At 65.3% G+C, this 18,435-nt stretch carries 15 protein-coding genes; 3 read left to right on the top strand and 12 right to left on the bottom strand.

The features are described 5' to 3' along the window. Positions 1 to 75: 75 nt before the first annotated feature. The 7 genes from ACMZ91_RS00465 to ACMZ91_RS00435 all read right to left on the bottom strand — a co-directional run bounded on the left by ACMZ91_RS00465 (position 76) and on the right by ACMZ91_RS00435 (position 5,503). Positions 76 to 819: a fimbrial biogenesis chaperone gene (locus ACMZ91_RS00465; RefSeq protein ID WP_049460995.1), complete on the bottom strand. Its 744-nt coding sequence runs from the start codon at positions 817 to 819 to the stop codon at positions 76 to 78. A 70-nt stretch (positions 820 to 889) separates the two neighbouring features. Then, positions 890 to 1,420, bottom strand: a complete 531-nt coding sequence (locus ACMZ91_RS00460) for a fimbrial protein (protein WP_277778351.1) — start codon at positions 1,418 to 1,420, stop codon at positions 890 to 892. Between the two features lie 165 nt (positions 1,421 to 1,585). Continuing rightward, positions 1,586 to 2,269, bottom strand: a complete 684-nt coding sequence (locus tag ACMZ91_RS00455) for an outer membrane protein (RefSeq protein WP_277778350.1) — start codon at positions 2,267 to 2,269, stop codon at positions 1,586 to 1,588. 81 nt (positions 2,270 to 2,350) lie between these two features. Then, complete coding sequence (locus tag ACMZ91_RS00450) at positions 2,351 to 3,271, bottom strand: hypothetical protein (RefSeq protein WP_049460990.1); 921 nt, start codon at positions 3,269 to 3,271, stop codon at positions 2,351 to 2,353. Between the two features lie 201 nt (positions 3,272 to 3,472). Then, on the bottom strand, positions 3,473 to 4,399 hold the full coding sequence (locus tag ACMZ91_RS00445) for a hypothetical protein (protein ID WP_414576738.1): 927 nt from the start codon (positions 4,397 to 4,399) through the stop codon (positions 3,473 to 3,475). A gap of 125 nt (positions 4,400 to 4,524) precedes the next feature. Then, on the bottom strand, positions 4,525 to 4,845 hold the full coding sequence (locus tag ACMZ91_RS00440; protein WP_149908512.1) for a hypothetical protein: 321 nt from the start codon (positions 4,843 to 4,845) through the stop codon (positions 4,525 to 4,527). Continuing rightward, positions 4,838 to 5,503 (bottom strand): response regulator, encoded by a 666-nt coding sequence (locus ACMZ91_RS00435; protein WP_049460983.1) that lies wholly within the window; start codon positions 5,501 to 5,503, stop codon positions 4,838 to 4,840. Before ACMZ91_RS00435 ends, ACMZ91_RS00440 begins: the two co-directional genes overlap by 8 nt. A gap of 89 nt (positions 5,504 to 5,592) precedes the next feature. Between ACMZ91_RS00435 and ACMZ91_RS00430 the strand changes: the two genes are divergently transcribed. Further along, entirely contained in the window at positions 5,593 to 6,246 is a 654-nt protein-coding gene (locus ACMZ91_RS00430; protein WP_049460981.1) for a response regulator, read from the top strand. Between the two features lie 20 nt (positions 6,247 to 6,266). Here the strand turns inward: ACMZ91_RS00430 and ACMZ91_RS00425 are convergent, their stop codons facing one another. Together ACMZ91_RS00425 and ACMZ91_RS00420 are read right to left on the bottom strand one after the other, a co-directional pair. After that, positions 6,267 to 9,638, bottom strand: a complete 3,372-nt coding sequence (locus tag ACMZ91_RS00425) for a hybrid sensor histidine kinase/response regulator (RefSeq protein ID WP_414576740.1) — start codon at positions 9,636 to 9,638, stop codon at positions 6,267 to 6,269. Between the two features lie 32 nt (positions 9,639 to 9,670). Beyond that, positions 9,671 to 12,343, bottom strand: coding sequence for an ATP-binding protein (locus ACMZ91_RS00420; RefSeq protein WP_414576742.1), 2,673 nt, complete (start codon positions 12,341 to 12,343; stop codon positions 9,671 to 9,673). A 215-nt stretch (positions 12,344 to 12,558) separates the two neighbouring features. Between ACMZ91_RS00420 and ACMZ91_RS00415 the strand changes: the two genes are divergently transcribed. Continuing rightward, the gene (locus ACMZ91_RS00415; protein ID WP_049460977.1) at positions 12,559 to 13,428 is read left to right on the top strand and encodes a hypothetical protein; all 870 of its coding nucleotides are present in this window, start codon (positions 12,559 to 12,561) and stop codon (positions 13,426 to 13,428) included. Between the two features lie 49 nt (positions 13,429 to 13,477). Here the strand turns inward: ACMZ91_RS00415 and ACMZ91_RS00410 are convergent, their stop codons facing one another. Together ACMZ91_RS00410 and ACMZ91_RS00405 are read right to left on the bottom strand one after the other, a co-directional pair. Next, entirely contained in the window at positions 13,478 to 13,903 is a 426-nt protein-coding gene (locus ACMZ91_RS00410) for an organic hydroperoxide resistance protein (protein ID WP_032129483.1), read from the bottom strand. A gap of 120 nt (positions 13,904 to 14,023) precedes the next feature. Then, a complete protein-coding gene (locus tag ACMZ91_RS00405; RefSeq protein WP_134950872.1) occupies positions 14,024 to 14,695 on the bottom strand; it encodes a TraX family protein in 672 nt (223 codons plus the stop codon). Positions 14,696 to 14,807: 112 nt separating this feature from the next. Here ACMZ91_RS00405 and pip point away from each other — a divergent pair, with 112 nt between their 5' ends. Next, on the top strand, positions 14,808 to 15,755 hold the full coding sequence (gene pip / locus ACMZ91_RS00400; protein WP_049460972.1) for a prolyl aminopeptidase: 948 nt from the start codon (positions 14,808 to 14,810) through the stop codon (positions 15,753 to 15,755). Positions 15,756 to 15,838: 83 nt separating this feature from the next. Here the strand turns inward: pip and ACMZ91_RS00395 are convergent, their stop codons facing one another. Beyond that, positions 15,839 to 18,385: an autotransporter family protein gene (locus tag ACMZ91_RS00395; RefSeq protein WP_223224628.1), complete on the bottom strand. Its 2,547-nt coding sequence runs from the start codon at positions 18,383 to 18,385 to the stop codon at positions 15,839 to 15,841. Positions 18,386 to 18,435: the final 50 nt, after the last annotated feature.

Here is an 18,435-nt window from a genome sequence, read left to right as displayed (position 1 = left end):
TCAAGGGCACAAGAGGGCTCGGAGCCCGCGAGGCAGGCCCATGCCGCTGAAACGCGGTGGGAATTCAGACGACGATCAGGGCTGGGAGAGCGGCAGACTGATGCTGCGCACACCGCCCATATCGTTGATATATTCGAACGTGATGCTCTGACCGAGCGATTGACGTTGTGCATGGCTCAGCCGATAGCGGGCCGAACCCATTGGCGGAACTGCGCCCGTGCCAACATCGACCTTTCCACTTGTAACGTCGACACTGTTTACGTTGACGAAGAACGGCGAACCGTTGGTGGCCTGCAGCTCCCACTCCTGGCCGTCCTTGACAACGCTCCATTGCAGTTGAGCGGGCGCTTGGCTGGCTCCGTCAGCACGAAGGGCCTTGGGCCGGTAGAGAAGCTTCATCTTCTTGTTGAGGACGAGATGGAGCATCTGCTGGGTACCACCATCGCCACGTGCAGCTGCGGGCACCTCTCGGACGTTGAACCAGAACAGGCTTTCACGATCCTGCGGAAGCTGTACCCCCGCAGGCATGATACGAATGACCTGGCTCCTGCCCCCATCGATACGGAACAGTGGCGGCCGAATGACAAACGGCACAGTGGAGGATTTCGGCTCAGAGCCAGACGCCTCCTCGGAAATCCACGTCTGCACCAATGACGGGTTGTTTGACTCGTTCGTGACGCGAACAGTGGCTTCACGCTTGTTCTCAGCGAAGATGATGCGTGTGCTGTCGAGGTAGATACGGGCTTCCGCGGTCGACACACCGCTCGACGCGAGCAGCGCAAGCGATGCAGTAGCAGCGAATGAGATAGTGCGCAACATGGTTGGACTCCGGCAGGCGTGTGGCGGCGCTGCGCCGGGGCCAATGACGGCCCCGACGCTACAGTTGGGATCAGCGCAGGGTCAGTTCGACGCCGACGCTGCCTACGAAGTCACCAGCGACCACATCCACGGCGGGGTTCGGGCGGAGGTAGCGTGCCTGCATTACGTACTGGTACACGCCCGCGGTGGCCCGCGTTTCATTGATCGTGTCAACGCCGAGGGTCAGCACCTCATCCTTATGGATCAGCTCCACCGCAACGTTGGTGGCAGCGCCACTGGCGGCGGTGTTGCCAATCTTGCCGTCGACCGAACCCGACGGATCCACGAACTTCACCTCCATGGTGCCGGCAGGGCACGTGTTAGCCGTACTGCCAACTTCCAAAGTGAACGGAGTTGTACGGGACGACTCTGTGCCCGACTCGACGGTGGCCTTAGTGACAGTCGCCAGCCTCAGCGGACCGCTGGCCACGCCAGCGAAGCCCACCGAACAGGATGTGGCATTGATGGCGCCGCTGAAGCTGATGGTGGCGTCGGCCGCATTGGCCGACGCAACAGCGCCCAGCGACAGCGCGGCGGACAGAGCAATTGCAAGCTTGTTCATGTTGATTAATTCCTGTTTAGGGTTGGTTGTTTGCGTTCAAGCCGCGCGTTGATGGGCTTGAGCGAAGGGCATTCCCTTCGAGAGGAAATGCTACGGATGCCGCTATCCGGCAGGCATAGGACAACGACTAAAAGCGTCAGCCCTTGCCGGATCGCAGCTCCCGGTTCAGAACGCCCAGCGGGCGCCCAGGTGGAACTCGCTGGAGGCCAGGTCCAGGCGCATCTTTTCGTCCTGCAGGCCGCGTGCGTTGCCAAAGGTGTTCCAGCCGCTTTCGGTACTGCCCATGTCGACGTAGCGGTAGCCCAGGTCGATATGCACACCGTTGGAAACGACGGCAGAAACACCTACCCCGGCCGACCACGCCAGGCCAGTACGCGTGGTACTGCCATAGCGACGGCCCTCGTTGCCCTGCCAGCCGGCAGATTTCAGCTGTGCAAGACCGGCACCCGCGCTGCCGTAGATCGACCACGCCTCGTTGATGGCGAGGTCGCGATAGACATTGAGCATCAGCCGCTGCGAGGTAACGTCATGGTTGTTGAAGCTGGTGGCGAATGTGCTCGATCCGCTGGTGTAGGTGTCACTGCGGCGCAGGGTGTACTCGCCCTCGGTGCGCCAGCCGTTGCCATGCGCGTATCCCAGGCCCACGGCACCGGTGACGAAGCGCTGGTGTTCGTCGCCTGCCACAAAGCGGCCAATGCCCGGGCGGGCGCTGGCATCCATGTTGCGGGCACGGTGATCGGCATCAACGATGCGAACAGTGGCGTAGTAACCTTCGTTGGTGTTGGCGTGGGCCAGCTGCGGCAGGCAGCAGGCGACCGTCGCCGCCAGGAGCAGTGCGTTTGCGTTCATTGGGTGTCTCTTGCTGTGGAGTGAAACGGATCACCGGGCGGGCCATGACCTCGGCTCGCCCGGACGCGGGATCCACGCGAATTACTTCTCGTACTGGCGCACCCAGCTGCGCTGCGTGGCGTCATAGCGCAGCGTCACCGGCGTGGCGCCCAGCGCCTTGGCGCCAGCACCTTCAACCTTGAAGAAATTCGAGTTCGACGGATCGGTCAGCTGGTAGATGTCACCGTCAATGGCATCGGCCGGCATGCGCATGGTCACCGGAGTAGTCACATCCTCAGCGGGGCTGCCGGTAACCAGGTCGGTCCAGCGCTGCGAAGGCTTCGGCAACTGGTACTCGGTCGGCTTGATGTGGTCGCGACCATGGCGGGCATGCCACTTGCCGTCGCCGCTGTTGAACACGAAGGCGCAGGCCTGGGTGGCCGGGCACGCGAAAGCCCGACCACCTGCGATCTCATTGCCGCTGATTGCAACGGCATGGGCACTGTCATTGGCCACGGCCAGCACGGCCCCCTTCGGTGCAGCGGCCGGCAACAGCATCGACACCGGGCCGAGCTGGCTGCCGACATAGACCTGGGTGACGGCATGCTCCGACTGCGGCACAGCAATGTCACCACGCGCGATCACGCGGCGGGCGCTCAGGCCGTCCCAGATATCCCAACGCTTGTAGTTCTTGCTCCAGCGCAGCTCGACATTGGCATAGGTATCGATCGGCAGGTAGACCAGATCGGCGAAGGCCGTCTTGGCTGCGTCCAGGCGACTGCTGCCGTGGGCCAGCGAGCTGAGCACGACAAAGTCGGCACCCTGCGGGTTCGCCGGCAGCTGCATCTGGTTGACCCAATCGCTGGAAGCCAGCTCGAAGTACAGCTTGCTGTAGCCCGACGGCATGACGCCGCTCCCGCCGTTCTTGCTCGGGGTCAGGTAGGCCTCGGTGGCCGATGCAGCAGCCGGGGCCAGGCACGCCAGCAGGGCGGCCAGCAGGGTATTGCGATGCGACTTCGTCATCAGATCTGCTCTCTCTTGAATGGAATTACCCGGAGCGCACCCGCACTCGCGCGCGTGCGCCCCGGCCCCATCAGGCTGATGGAGATCCGCCGTTCAAGCTGTCTGACTCGTCCTAATTTTCACCAGATCTTCACTAACAAGCTCTGATTCACTGGGGATACGTGCGGCCAGGATTTCTGGCCGCACGCCAGGCAAGGCTTTTTACCTGGGCTGATGCATCCAGATGCGGCGGCCCGCATCGAAGTAGAACGTGTTCACGCCACTACTGACCGGCACCACCTCGCCCAGATCGGTGTTGTCGGCAAGGATGTAGGCAAAGTGATCCCCCGAAGGATTCTTCACCTGATAGACATCGCCATCCACGCCGGAGGCCGGCAGGCGCAACATGCCCGGGGTCTGCAGATCGTCGGCAGGGCTGCCCACCATGACCGTGGTCCAGCGGTTTGTTGGTGCTGGCAGGTCGACCTGCGATGCGCTGATCTCAACAACGCCACTGCGCGGATGCCACTGGCCCGTGGGGAAGTCGAACACATAGGCACAGGCCTGCGCCGCAGCACAGACCATGACCGAGGAACCGCTGCGGACCAGAATGTCATTGCTCTGCCGGCTGGTGACCGCCAACTGTGCACCCTGCGGAGCAGCATCGGGCAGATTGATGGCGGTGAACTTCCAGCCGCTGTCGTGCACCTGCGTTACCGGAGCCCCGGATGGCAGAATGCTCAGCTCCGGCATGCCCCACTGCGGCTGCACGAATTGAGCCGAATGCCCACCCAGCACAAGCCAGCTGTTCACGCTCGGATCCCAGAACAGCCACAGCGAAGTTCCCCGGCCAACCGGCAGGTACACCAGATCCTTGAAGCTGGTGCCTGATGTATCCAGGCGCGCCATGCGATTCGATTCGGAGGTCAACAGAACCTCGTCGCCCGACCGCGGATTCGCTGGCAACGTGATCTCTTCGGCCCAATCGCCTTCTTTCAGATTGAAGTACAACGTGCCGTAGCCAGACGGCATGGCACCACTTCCACCATTGCTGTTCGGCGAGAGGTGAACTTCGGCGGCAGTTGCGGCCAGCGGAGACAGGCCGGCCAGCAAGGCAGCCACCAGGGAAAGGTGACGCAGGTTGTTCATCGTGACAGCTCCATTGAAGGGAATGCCGGCCGCCAGAGAGGACGAGGACTCTGTGCTGTAGCCGACCCAGCCAAGGTGACCGGATTCCTTCCCTGATGCTGTCTGACTCGTTCTAGTTTTCGCCGTCAGGCCTTGCGTCGTTCCTGCTGCCAGTGCGGCTCCAGTTCATCGCCACATGCGCAGCTCCGGCCATAGGCCGCAATCCAATCGCTGCGCATCTGCTTGCGCTGGCTGGGAGATGCATACAGGTACTCGTTGAGAAGTTCCATGTAGCGCTTCTGTCCATGCGGCGTCAGCTGGGCAAAACTCCACATCAGCGATGCAATGCGTGCGTCAAGTAGAGGGGGCATGGCGGCTCCGCGCGTGTCGGCAATCGATGCCTCCACCCTATCGCCCTGATCCTGAGTTTCCATCGGACAATGTCCGGTTGCGGCGGCGTCATCCATCGTCGCTGCCCTCGGGCTGGCCGCGCGCCACCTGCGAGGCCGAAACCAGGCCCTGATCCAGGGCATAGTCGAAGATCTCGCTGGTGCGCTTGAGCCCCAGCTTGCGCATGGCCGAGTGCTTCTGCGTGCTGACCGTCTGCCGGCTGCGCTTGAGCTGCTCAGCAATCTCTTTCTGGGTCATTCCATGCGCAATCATGCGCAGCACTTCCACTTCACGCTTGGTCAGGGAAACGTCGTACAGCTGCTCAAGCTGTTGCACGATGCTGGCAGACAGGAAACCACGCTGGTATCTCGCCGACTGGATCGCCAAGGCAAGGTCGGCCGCGGGGTCGAGCTTGCCGACAATGCAGTTCACCCCCGCTCGCCCGATGCTGGCCAGCACCTGCACCCCCGAAATACTGGTGAGCACCACCAGTGGCAATTTCGGGAAGCGCCGGCGAAGAAATCCAATCATGGCAACGCCGTCGCCATACTCGCCCCCTGGCATCGAGAAGTCGGTTACGACCACATCCACCGAATGCTTGCTCAATGCCTCGACCAATGCCGTAGAATTTCCAGCTGTGGCCACAATTTCCATCCCCGGCTCCTGGGCCAGGGACTCACGCACTCCGGCGAGGATGACGGGATGGTCATCGGCGATGACAATGCGGATATTCATGACATGATGTCCTTGCGGTTCTTTACTGTGTTGTCCCTGCCGGCTGCCGGCACTGGGTTCCTTCCCGCTTCCATCGGATACTCGCCTTGATGAACTCGTTGGCCATTCGCGTTGCCCTTGCCGACGATCACCCGGTGATCCGCCTGGGCGTGCGGAGTGCGCTTGATGAGGCGCCTGCCATCCAGTGCATCGGCGCAGCGGCCGACTCCACCGAACTGGTCGCCCTGCTTGAGCGCGAACCCTGCGATGTCCTGGTGACCGACTACGCGATGCCCGGCGGTGCGTTTGGCGATGGGCTGGAGCTGCTGGGTTATCTCGCACTGCACTACCCTTCCCTGCGCATCGTGGTGATGACCGGCCTGGACCAGCCCGGCCTGATCCACAAGCTCGATGCCAGCGGCGCCGCCGGCATTGTCAGCAAGTCGGATGATCTTTCGCAGGTGCAGGCAGCGGTGATGGCGGTCTATGCGCATCGCCGCTATCACTCGCCGGCGGTGGCGGAACTGCTGCGCCGCAAGGAGCAGCGCCGGGTGACCGCGCTTTCGCCGAAGGAAGTGGAAGTGGTCCGGTTGTTCCTGGAAGGCCTGAGCATCACCGAGATCGCCGCACGCCTGGACCGCAAGAAGCAGACCGTCAGCACGCAGAAGGTCAACGCGATGCGCAAGCTGGGCATCGAGCGCGATGCGGAGCTGTTCTCGTTCGCGGCCGATCTTGGCCTCAAGGTGCCCGATCCGCAGCGCTGATCGGGCGCGTGGTGCATTCGTCACGATTCCTGCTCCAGTTCGCGCCGGTAGTCATCCAGGCATGCCTGCAGCGCCGCGTGCAGGGCATCGAGCTGCGATGCCGGAACGTCCATCCCTTCGCGCAACACCTGCTCCACCTCGCCGCAACGCTCGCCCAACGCGTGCTCGCCCAGCATCTGCAGCACGCCCTTGAACGCGTGCACGCGATCCAGCAGCCGCTGCATGTCGTTCCCGGCACGTGCTTCGGCCATCGCCTGTAGATCCTTGTCGCCGGTCTCCACGAACAGGCGGCGGATGGCGGCGGATGGCCGGCTTACGCTGGCGGTTGCGATGGCCCCAGCGGCCGGGCGCCGACTGGTTCTGTTCAATCCAGCCTCAAGGCGTTCGAGATTCAAGGGCTTCAGCAGCAGATCATCGATGCCCGCCGCGAGGCAGCGCTCACGCTCGCTGGCCAGTGCGGTGGCGGTGATCGCCAGGATCGGCAGCGACTGCCCGCGCTGGCGCAGCTCACGCGCCAGGGCGTAGCCATCCATCACCGGCATGTTGATGTCGGTCAGCACTGCCAGATAGGTGTCATTGCGCCATAACGCCAATGCGGCGGCACCGTCTTCTGCAGCCTCCACCGCGAAACCCAGTTCTTCCAGCTGCTGCTGGATCAACTCACGGTTCACCGCATTGTCTTCCACCAGCAATACGCGCCCACGTGATTGCGCGGCGGCCCGCTCGGCTTGAGCGCTGGGCGCTGGACCTTGCTGCGCCGCGCCAATGGCCGCCAGCAACGCTTCACTCGCGTAGCAGGTCACTTCGGTACGATCACCGCGCAATTCCGGCGTCAACGGGCCTTGTGCATGCGCGAATACGGTGCGCTGATGGGCAGCCGCCAACTGCCGCTCCTCGTCATGGCCCCATGGGCGGTGATCGCCTGCGATCAGCAGCACCTCGCCGCTGGCATCGGCTTGCGGTGCATCCAACAGCAGGGCTTGCGCGCCCCATTCCGCCATCAGGCGCCCAACCTCATTTCGCCACTCAGGCGTGGATGACAGCACAGTGATGCGCTGGCCCGCCAAGGGCTGCGCTGCAGGCAGCGCTGCAGGCTGCAGGCGTACCGGCAGCAGCAGGGTGAAACTGCTGCCCACGCCTTCGGTACTCTCCACCGCCACCTGGCCACCCATCGCCTGCGCCAGTTGTTGGCACAAGGCCAGGCCCAGGCCACTGCCGCCGTACCGGCGCGAGACGCTGGCATCGGCCTGCTGGAACGGCTGGAACAGCTGTCCTGCCTGCTGCAGGCTCATGCCGATGCCGGAATCGATCACCTGCATGCGTAGCTGGGTGCCCATGCCATCCACATCCTGCACTTCGGCACGCAGGATGATGCGACCCGATTCGGTGAACTTGACCGCGTTGCTGACCAGGTTGTTGAGGATCTGGCGGATGCGATGTGCATCGCCAATGCAGTCCTGGCCCAGCGGCGCCTCCACGGCGAAGAACAGGCGCACGCCTTTGCGCAGCGCATCGGGAGCGTAGAGCAGTGCCACGCTTTCGATAAGAGGGCGCAGCGCAAAGGGAGCGGGCTCCACATCCAGCTGCCCGGCTTCGATCTTGGAAAAATCCAGCACATCACTGATGATCCGCATCAACGCATCGGCAGAGAATCGGATGCGATCCAGCCGCTCGCGCTGGCCGGGCTGCAGCGGCGAACGGGCCAGCAGCTCGAGGTGGCCCAGCACACCATTGAGCGGCGTGCGAATCTCATGGCTCATCGTCGCGACGAACGCGGACTTGGCACGCGTTGCAGCCTCTGCGGCCTGGCGTGCGGCCTCGGCATCCTCGCGGGCACGGCGCAGCGTGTCTTCCAGCTCCACCTGGGCGGTCACATCGCGCAGGGCACAGACCCAGACCGCTTGGTCGTGATACGTGGCCAGTGCCATGCTGATCTGCAGCTGCGTGTCGCAACCCTCGTCGTCGGGCGACCACTGCAGCTCCAGCGCTTCGTCGCCATGGCTGCTGCGCCCCAGCTCGGCCAGCCTCACGTACAGCGGTGCGATCGCATCGCTGCCTTCCTCGGCGCCCTCGCCGACCAGGGTTCGTGCGGTCTCGTTCTGCAACAGCGGCATGCCACTGTCGCGCGCCAGCAGTGCCAGCCCAATCGGTGCGGTGCCGATGATGGCCCGGCTCAGCGCTTCGCTCTCGTAGACCCGCGAGGCATCGGCCAATGCCGGCTTGAATACACGGCGGTCGATGCGCAGCAGCAGCCACCACAGCAGGCCGATGATCAGCAGCGCGCTGAGGCTGCGTGCCAGCAGGTAGGGCCCCTGCGCCGCCCAGATATCGGACCAGTCGTAGACATGGCTGAGCGTCCAGTCCACGCCCGGCAGGCTGCAACTGATGATGAAGCGACCCTGCGCGTACTGCCGCGAAGGCTTGGTGCCCATGCGAGCCGGCAAGGCCTGCAGCAGCAGGCCCTGCTCCTGGCTGCTCAGCCCGCCGCTGCTGAGCACCACCTCGTGCTTGGACGACAGCACCAGATAGCGCCCCTCTTCACGCGCTTCCAGCCGGGACTTGATGTTGTCGACCGACTCGAAGACGACGCGCCGGAAGTACGGCGTGGTGCCCTCGGCCATCGTGACCACACCCACCAGCGACGACTGCCCATTGAGCGGGTTGGTTGCAAAGCGCGACAGCAGCCTGCCCTCACGAGACGCGGCACGGATGGGGCCAGGACGCGGCGGCACTTTGCGCACCTCCGGCTCATCACGCAGCAGGCGGGCAAAGGCCTGCTGGCGGGTGGCCACGCCCAGGGTCTGCAGCAGCTGAGCCTCGTCGCGGACGTTGGACACCGCCAGCAGTCGCCCCTGTGGCTCATAGGCGAACATCGCCACCGGGCCGGGCACGTCCTGCGAGGTAATCGAATCGGCGGTATAGGCCGAGTAGATGTCGATCATGCCGAGGTAGGCCTTCAGCTCCCCGGGCGGCAAGGGATTGTCGCGGGCACCCAGCACCAGCCATGGCACGGCAGTGCGCCCTTCAGCGCGGACCACCACCTCCTCGCCCTGGGCATGGAAGCGCTCGGCCAGCGGCGCACCGACCGCCTGCAGGGCCGGCCGCTGGTCACGCCACAGCACGTCGTTGCCATTGACCGAGGTGGCATAGGCCCGGTCACGCTGGTAGAGGAAATAGTCCAGCGCGGCACGTGCTTCAAGGAAGGACTGGCGCTCGCGGGCGTGGAACTCTTCCACATCGGCAATGGAGCTGACAATGGCCGTCAGCAGCACCAGCACCGTGATCAGCGCACCGCCTCCCAGCAGCAGGCGGCGACGCAGCCGGCGCAGGTCGTCCAGGCGCGCGGCGACGGCCCTGCCGTCCGTTCCCTGCACTGCTTCGGTGCCTGCCATGACCGTGATCCTGAGGTGGGTACCCATGCAATTTATCCGATTGCGTCAATAGCTGGCATATCTGGCCCAGCCGAAGCCAGCGCCTGCAGCACTGCCTGGGACAAGGCCTCGCTGGCATAGCAGGACACCGTCCAGCCACCCTGTTCTGGCTGTGGGCGCAGCGGCCCCTCGCGGGAGACCTGGACCCACGGCTGGCCACTCTGCCGTACCCAGCGGACGTCTTCGCCAGGCGCCTCGAACAGGACCCACGCGCCCCCGCACGCGCCCTCCACCGCCGGGCCACGTACCAGCTGCACCTGTGCCCCCCACTTCTGCAGCCGCCGTTCCAGCTCCCCGTGCCACGGGCCAGGCGCAGCCAGCAGATTGATCCGCTGCCCGGCCAGTGGCAGCGGCACCGGGATGGCGATCGAGGTCAACAGCGGCACCTCGAAGACGAAACGGCTGCCAACGCCGGCGGTGCTTTCCACCCATATGCGCCCCCCCATGCGTTCGCACAGCTGCTGGCACAGCGCCAGACCCAGGCCGGAGCCGCCGAAGCGCGCAACGATGCTGGGCGCGGCCTGCACAAACGGCTGGAACAACCGCTGGCACTCGACAGCGCTCAGGCCAATGCCGGAATCAGTGGCTTCAAGGCGCAGGTAGCAGCCCTCATCACCGCGCTGGCAGGACACCCGCAGCTGCACCCGGCCCGAGGCGGTGAACTTCAGCGCATTGCTGGCCAGGTTGCGCAGCACCCGCTCGATGGCCGCCATCGGCGCCACGGCTGCGGCCGGCACATCGGCATCCACCACGCAATCCAGTTGAAGGCCCTTCGCCTGTGCTACCGGGGCGTACAGCACGGCAACACGCTCCAGCAGCGCCGAAGGGGCGAACCGTTCGGGGGTGAGCGTCCACTGCCCGGACTCGATGCGCGACAGATCCAGAACATCGGTGATGATGTCCATCAATGAATCGGCAGACTGGCGCAGGCGCAGCACACGCTCGGCAGGCTCGGCCTGCAACGGGCTGCGCGAGAGCAGCTCCAGGTGGCCAATGATGCCGTGCAGCGGCGTGCGGATTTCGTGGCTCATCGCCGCCACGAAGTTGGATTTTGCGCGGCTGCAGGCTTCTGCTTCCGCAGTCCGCTTCTGCTCCGCCACGAGCTCACGCATATCGTGGCTGATGTCCTCCACCATCAGCAGCACACCGCCCGGCCAGGCATCACCACCTGAATGCATATGCGTACGATGGAACAGGCGCTGCTTTGGATCGCCTGCCAGTGCGATGTCGCCCTCCACCTTCACCGCACCATGGCGGGTATCGGCCTGCATCATCGCCTCGCGCAGCTGTGGCATCAGTCGCGCACCGGCAGCACGATCCATGCGCTGCAAGGAACCATTCCAGTCCTGTACGTGGCCGGTGCTGGCTTCCAGCAGTGCCACGCCAACGGGCACGTGATCGAGCAGCAGGCGCAGACGGCGGTCACGGGCATAGATGGCTTTCACCTGCCGGAACGCCGGCGTGTACATGCGCCGATGCAGCCACAGCAACAGGAACCAGAGCAGTGCCAGTGCCACCAGCACACAGGCAATGCCGCTGAGCAGCATCGGTGCGATGCCGCGCAGGATATCCCGCCAGCAGTAGGTCTCCACCAGCGTCCAGGGCGTACCGGCCACGGCCAGGGCCAGGGTGAATCGGCCGTTGTGGAAGCGCGCACGCGTGGCGTCGCCCAGCAGCACCCAATCGGTGTCGGCGGACGTACGCATGGCCGTGGCATCGGCGCCGTCCGAGGCCAGCACGCGCAGGCCGTCGCGGTCCAGCAATGCGATGTGGCCTTTGCTGTTATGGCGCAGCAGTGCCTGCAGGCGTGCCATCGGCTCGTAGGCCACGAAGGTGGCGATGGGCGTCGCCCCCGCACTGGCCTGGAACACCGACACCAGCGAGGGCTCGCCGGTGATCGGGTGGCGACCGAACGTCCGCCGCGGGCTGTCGCTGCGCTCCACGCTTTCCAGCAGCGGCACCTGGTCGTGGCCGGAGGCCGGTGCCAGCAGCTGCGCCGGCGCACGCAGGTGTTCGAATACATCGCTACGTGAATTCGCCGCGAGCGCGGTGATCAGGCTGCGCTCGGTCAAACCCTTGTCCAGCGACAGGTACTGCCCGCTGGGATCGAAGAAATAGGATGCACCGGCGGGCTCGGCATCGTCTGCGGTTCCGCTCAGGCGCTGGATGAGCGACACCGCCGTGGTCAGCTGCAGATAACGCTGCAGCTCCTGCGGGCGCCACTGCGCTGTCTCCAGGCCCAGCGCCATCTGCGGCCGGCTGCTTGCATCGGCGGCCACCACCAGCCGCTGGCCGCCCTGCAGGTAGGCGTTGCGCATGGCTTCGGCGCTGGCGTCACCCAGCTGGACGTCGCGATCCCAGGCGTACTCGGCCATGTTGGCCAACCGCGCGTAGGCGGCGTCCTGGCGTGCCAGCTGGAACTGCAGCGCCGTGTGCGCACGGCGGAATTCGGCAATGCGACGCGCCTCGTAGCCGTTGACCTGGACCACGATGAGGGTGATCAGCACGCTCAGCGAGAGCAGGCTCAGCACCGCCCCACACGCCAGCATCAGCCGTCGCGGATACCGCCGCAGCGCCTGCAGCTCGCCCGCACCAGCAGGCGCCGGCCCGGCAGCGGAGTGCAGGCGGCGCAGCGAATCGGCAATGGAAGGGGCGGCGGACGGCATGGCATCGGGCGGCGTCGAGCGCTCGGCGTGAAGAACATGGGAGCGCCAGCATGCGTGGCGGTCGCCGCCGTCGATGTAGGACAAAGTCCAAAAAGATGGCCATGCGTGACGCATTTGCCCGTATAGACAGTTCTGTCCACATTTCGAACTTGTCCGGTTTCCGGGCTGCTCAAGGCTGGCGAGGCTGGGCGCTCCCCGTTGACGAGGACATCACGATGACAGCATCAAGAGGCCGCGAGCGCCTGTGGGCACTCCGTCTGATGGCCCGGCAAGCCTGCCACCGTGCAAGCCTGCGGCTCGGCGCGGTCCTGCTGCCACTGCTGCCGGCACCTGCGCGGGTCTCTCTAACCGAGGGTGCGGCCTCCGCACTCGGGCCACTACTGCAGGCAGAACGCCATGGCCGCGCCTTCGACACCCTGCAGCGGTTGGGCCACGCGCCCTCGGCTGCGGCGGAACTGAGCGCCCGTTTCCTGGCCGGGCGGTGGTTGCGTCAGGCCCATTTCCAACGCCTGCAGTCCCTGCCCTTCAGCGCCCTGCAACACGTACTGCGTGGCATGGCCTGGCAGGACCCGGGTGCGCTGTGGGCGGCGGCGGCTGGGCGGCGCCGTGTTGTCTGCCTGCTGCCCACTGGCGATGTCGAGCTGGCGCTGGCCGCCGTGCTCGATCGTCCGGGCGCGCCCGCGCACTACTTCGTCAACACCCATCACCGCGACGATTCGCCCGAACTGCGCACACTACTGGCGCTGAAGCGCCAAGGGCATCGCCTGGAGATCGGCCGTGCGCAGCAGCGGGGCGAGGCCTGGCGGCAGCTGCGCCGCGGAGCGACGGTGGTGGCCCTGCTGGACCCCTGCCCGTGGCGGGAAACCGGCGTGACCAGAGAACCTGCACCGCTGCGCCTGGCCCGTTTGGCAAACGTACCGGTGCTGGTACTGGGTCACCGGCGCGATGGCAGCGAGGCCGGCACCCTGTCCGTGCTGGGTGAGTTCAGTGCCGAGTCGCTGGCCGAGGGCGCAACTGCGCTGTATGCCGCCGCCCACGCGTTCCTGGCGGCGGCACCGCATGACTGGCATGACTTGGACCGCTAGGCAGAACGCAGAGGCCGCAGCAGGCAGCCGCCGGCTGCGGCCGATGGCATCATGCGATGACCAGTGCCACGTTGATGTTGTTGCGGGTGGCATGCGAATACGGGCAGACGACATGCGCCTTGCGCACCAGCTCCTCGGCCTGCGCGGTGGGCACGCCCGGCAGCGAGATGGTCAGTGCCACATCGATGGCGAAGCCGGTGCTGACCGCACCGATACCGACGCGGCCGGTGACCGCGGCATCGTCTGCGATGGCGATGTTGTCCTGCCCGGCGACATACTTCAGGGCGCCGAGGAAGCAGGCCGAATAGCCAGCGGCAAACAGCTGCTCCGGGTTGGTGCCGGTGCCGCCGGTGCCACCGAGTTCGGCCGGGGTGGACAGGGCGATGTCCAGGGTCTTGTCGGACGAAGTGGCGCGGCCTTCACGGCCGCCGACAGCCGTAGCCTGGGCCGAGTACAGGATCGATTCGATGCTCATGGGTTGCTCCGGTCGGTTGACTGAGTGGAGTGGCGGTACGTTCCGCCACCCAACCATCCTCCCGGGCGATGAGCGCCGCTTCCATCGGACAGCGACGATAGCGCGGCCCTGCTGCGGCCATCACCCTTGACCGCGCAGCTGTACGTACAACGCCAGTAGCGCCAGGTGCCCGATGTAATAGCCATAGAACGTCCAGCGCCACCTCGGCAGCCGCCAACGCACGCGCGCCACCGCCAGCACCACGGGAATGGTCAGCAGCGCCCAACCATTGTGGTTGGCCCAGCACACTGCAGCAAACCCGATCAGCAGCAGCCACCACGCACCATGGCGGAACGCCAGCCACCCGAGCAGCACGAAGCCGACGCCCGCCCATTGGTAGTCCACCAGCATCGGCGCCATGCCCGCCGCCAGCAGCAACAGCAGCGGCCGATTGTTCGCCAGCGCATGCACCGCCGCTGCCGCCAAGGCGAAGGTGAGCAGGATGTTGAGCGGCAGCCAGGAACCGAAGGCCAGTGCATGCAACGGCTGCGCGATCACGCCCCATGCGACCAGGCGACGGATCGACTTGCGCAGGTCCGCGCCCGGCTGGGCGAGGTTGCAGGCCATCACCAGCGCGAACAGCGGGAACGCGATGCGGCCCAGTTCGCTTACGACCGGCAGGTAGCCGCCGTAGACCACTTTTGCCACGTGGTCGCCGGTCATGGTCAGCAGCGCGATCCACTTCAGCAGCTCGCGTGCGCCACTGCTGAGGCTGGGATCGGGCGTGGACATCCCTGTCGTGGTCGATTGCATCGCGGCAGCTTATGCGCATCGGCCAGCCCATTTCCAGCACCGCGAAAGCATGTGCCACTGCAGGCATCGGGCTGCGGCGCTATGCTGGCCGCCCCTGTTTGTGAGCGCCCCCATGCGTACCCTTTACCCCGCCATCGAGCCCTACCGCGAGTTCACCCTGAAGGTGAGCGATCTGCACACGCTGCACATCGAAGAGTGCGGCACGCCCGAGGGCATCCCGGTGGTGTACCTGCATGGCGGCCCCGGCGCCGGTATCTCGCCCACCCATCGCCGCTTCTTCGACCCGGCGCGTTACCGCATCGTGTTGATCGACCAGCGCGGCAGCGGCCGCTCCACGCCGTTCGGCGAACTGCGCGACAACACCACGCAGGACCTGGTGGCCGACATCGAGAAGGTGCGCGAGCACCTGGGTATCGAGCGCTGGCTGGTCTATGGCGGCTCCTGGGGCTCAACCCTGTCGCTGGCCTACGCGCAGGCACATCCCGAACGCGCCACCGGCCTGATCGTGCGCGGCGTTTTCCTCGGTCGTGAGGTCGAGAACCGCTGGTTCGCCGAGGCCAACGGCGGTGCGCGCTGGATTTTCCCAGAGCGCTGGGACCGCTATGAGGCCTACATCCCGGAGGCCGAGCGTGGCGACATGATCGCAGCCTACTGGGCGCGCATGGACGGCCCGGATGAGGCGACCCGCATCGAAGCTGCGCAGGCCTGGCTGGGCTGGGAAGACAATGCGGCGACCCTGCAGCACGATGTGGATGCTGTTTCCACGGATGACCCGCTGGACACGCTCGCCAAGGCCCGCATCGAAGCGCACTACTTCCGCAACGGTATCTTCCTGGAGCCAGACCAGCTGCTGCGCGACATCGACCGCATCCGCCACCTGCCCGGCGTGATCGTGCAGGGCCGCTACGACATCATCTGCCCGCCGCGCAGCGCCTGGGACCTGGCCAAGGCCTGGCCGGAAGCCAGGCTGGAGATGGTGACCTCCGGCCACAGTGCGAATGAGCCGGCGACAGTGGACGCGCTGGTGCGGGCCACGGATGCGTTTGCGGAAGGGTTCTGAAACATGAGGTAGTGCCGGCCGCTGGCCGGCATACCGTCGCTAGTGGACAGGGCGGCCTCTCCGCCGCCCTGCTCCGCCATTCCTTACCAGGCCACCCTGATGCCGACCTGCCCAATGATGTTCCGATAGTTCTGGTCGGCGCGCTGCAGGCTTACTCCACCCCAGGCACCTACGCGTTCCCCCAGCTCCAGTTCGGCGCCGCCCTGCACTTCAACGCGATCGCGCGGCATGCCGACCGCAAGGGTCTGACCGTTGAAATCCAGCGCATTGGTCGCTGGGCCGCGCAACCAGTTCACGCCCAGATAGGGCTGCACGCGGTTGCCCAGTGCCATCGAGTGACCGAACACGCGCGCACCGATGCGCCCAGCCACCCCCCCCGCCTTGGCATTGCCCACCGTCGTCCCGTTTCGTTCCACATGCTGCCCTGCGTGGAACCGGCTGTAGATGAGCTGCACCTGCGGCTGTACGAACAGCGTCGCCGATGCCCCTCGCCAGACCGGAGCAATGTAGCCGCCCTCCAAGGCACCGATGATCGCCCGCGAATCATAGGACTCGCGATGCAGCCCCATACCCTGCACGCGGTTCTTGAACCGCCCATGCTGCAGGCTGCCATCTGCGTAGAAGCCCTGATCCCCTCCCGCGTCCTGCTGCCACGTGCCGTACACGCCGATCGCACTGCCACGTACCTGTCCCTTCGCGCTGTATCCGGTCCGCTCCGATACAACGGTGCTGTTGGCATTACCAACGCCGAGCATCACGCCGTAGATCGCATTGCCAGCGCGCAGCAGGTCGCTGCCGACCTGCAGCACCGACGATCCACCGTCCACCAACAACTGACCCCCCAATGCATCAAAGTCGGCCTGCTGGCTGTCAAGCCGTGCCCAGACCGTGCGGTCGTCCTCGGCCCGCATGCCGCCACGGCGCTCGGCCAGGCGGTGAACGAACATGTTCAGCGCGGCCTGCTGGTTGGCAAGATACGCGCCCGCTTCCGATCGCAGCAGCGGCCCTGGGCGGCCAATCGGGTCACCCGGTGTCCAGGGCCCGGTCGGGTCATTGGGGTCCTGCGGGTCGCCGGGCGCGCCTGGAATCCCGGGGCCGCCAGGATTCCCCGGGGCTGTCGGTTCGCCCGGATCCATCGGATCGACCGGGCACCCCGGTACCGTGGGATCAGACTCACACGGGTCCACAGGAGGCGCAGGAATCTCCGAACGAAGGTACCAGTTGCCTTCTCCGCCCGGCACGCCGCCTTTGTGCAGGAAGTACTCATACAGGCCGGCAACCACACGCCCATTCAACGTGAAATCCGCAAGGGATGCTCCATCGATCTGGAACAACGGGATGCCGGTGATGGTCTCCGCACCCAACCCGCCGATATTGTCCACCGAGACCCTGCCATCGCCAAACGCATCACCCTGCACGTGAATACGACCGATCCGTGAGTCGTCGCCGTCGAGCGCGCCTGAAAAATGGAAGACAGCGTTGCTGGCGTGCAGATCGCTGGTCACGCTGAGTACCGTGTTCTCCGCATGCGCAGGGGTCATGAGAGCAACAAGACCGTCCCTTACCTGCAGTTCGCCCACTGCTGACCCGCGGCCCATCACCCACCAGCTGTCCGTCAGCGACACACTTTCAAGCAGCGTGGAGGCGCCGGTCCACACCGAATTGCCGGTGAGCGATACGTGAACTTTCGCTGTCGAAACCCGCCCGGCCTCAAGGTCCTCACGGGTATGCACAATGTCGCCTTCCAGATAGGAACCTGCCAGATCAAGAGCAAATCGCCCGGACACGGCAGCATCGAGCGAGACGGCGATGTTGTTCAACCCGGCAATGCGAGAACCTCTGGCCAATGCAAGGCGGGAATCAGCGCCACCACGTACACGCACTCCCCCGCGCCCAGCCAACGAGCTTTCAATGAGGGCGCCGTCAAGCGCGAGGCTTCCCGCGTCGTCGACCACAGCCCCCCAGGCGTCCAAACCGTTGGCAATGACCTGGCTGTTCCACAGATTGACCTTCCCTACCCCTTCGATCACCAGCCCGTGCGCCTGCTCGCCAGCAGTTTCGATGCGGGTACCGTCATTGACGTTGACCAGGCTGGAGACCACCTTCATGCCAATCGCGTGATCCCCCCCGGTGGTGATCAGGACGCGTTCCACCGTACCCGATCCAACCCCCTGTTTGAGGATTCCGTGCGCGGCCTCACCCAGGGTTTTGATGGTGCTGTCCCGTATCAGCATCTGGCCATGCTCTACTTCCATCCCAGCAGAACCATCTCCCTCGGTCTGGATGTCCAGGTAGCTGGCCTCGGTAAGCGTGCCGTCATTGATATGGATGCCTGCAGCGTTGAGACCCGTGGTGCGCACGGACATGCGCTTGCCTTCCGCCCCAAGCATCGAGACGTGACTCATTCCCTCCAGGAACACGCCTGCCGCGCCATCGCCCGACGTCGATAGTTCGAGCTCCCCTGTTGCGATGATCTGACCACGATTGCGCGCATGGAAGGCGTGCTCATTGTCCAGGGTCGTTTCGTATGCCGTGGCGGTTGGCGTTTCCACGGTGCCATCGGCGATCAGCTGGCCCGCGATGGCCGGACCTGCTGCGAAGAGCGCGCTGGCCACGGAAATGGCCAACAAGGTGCGATGCGGAGATGTGGACATTCGTCTGATGGTTGATGAGGTAGCCC

This window comes from Stenotrophomonas sp. FR024 (genome assembly GCF_047500745.2).
GTDB classification, from domain to species: Bacteria; Pseudomonadota; Gammaproteobacteria; order Xanthomonadales; family Xanthomonadaceae; genus Stenotrophomonas; species Stenotrophomonas maltophilia_A.
Note: the sequence above shows the minus strand (reverse complement) of the source record. Positions and strands in the feature narration are given on the sequence as shown.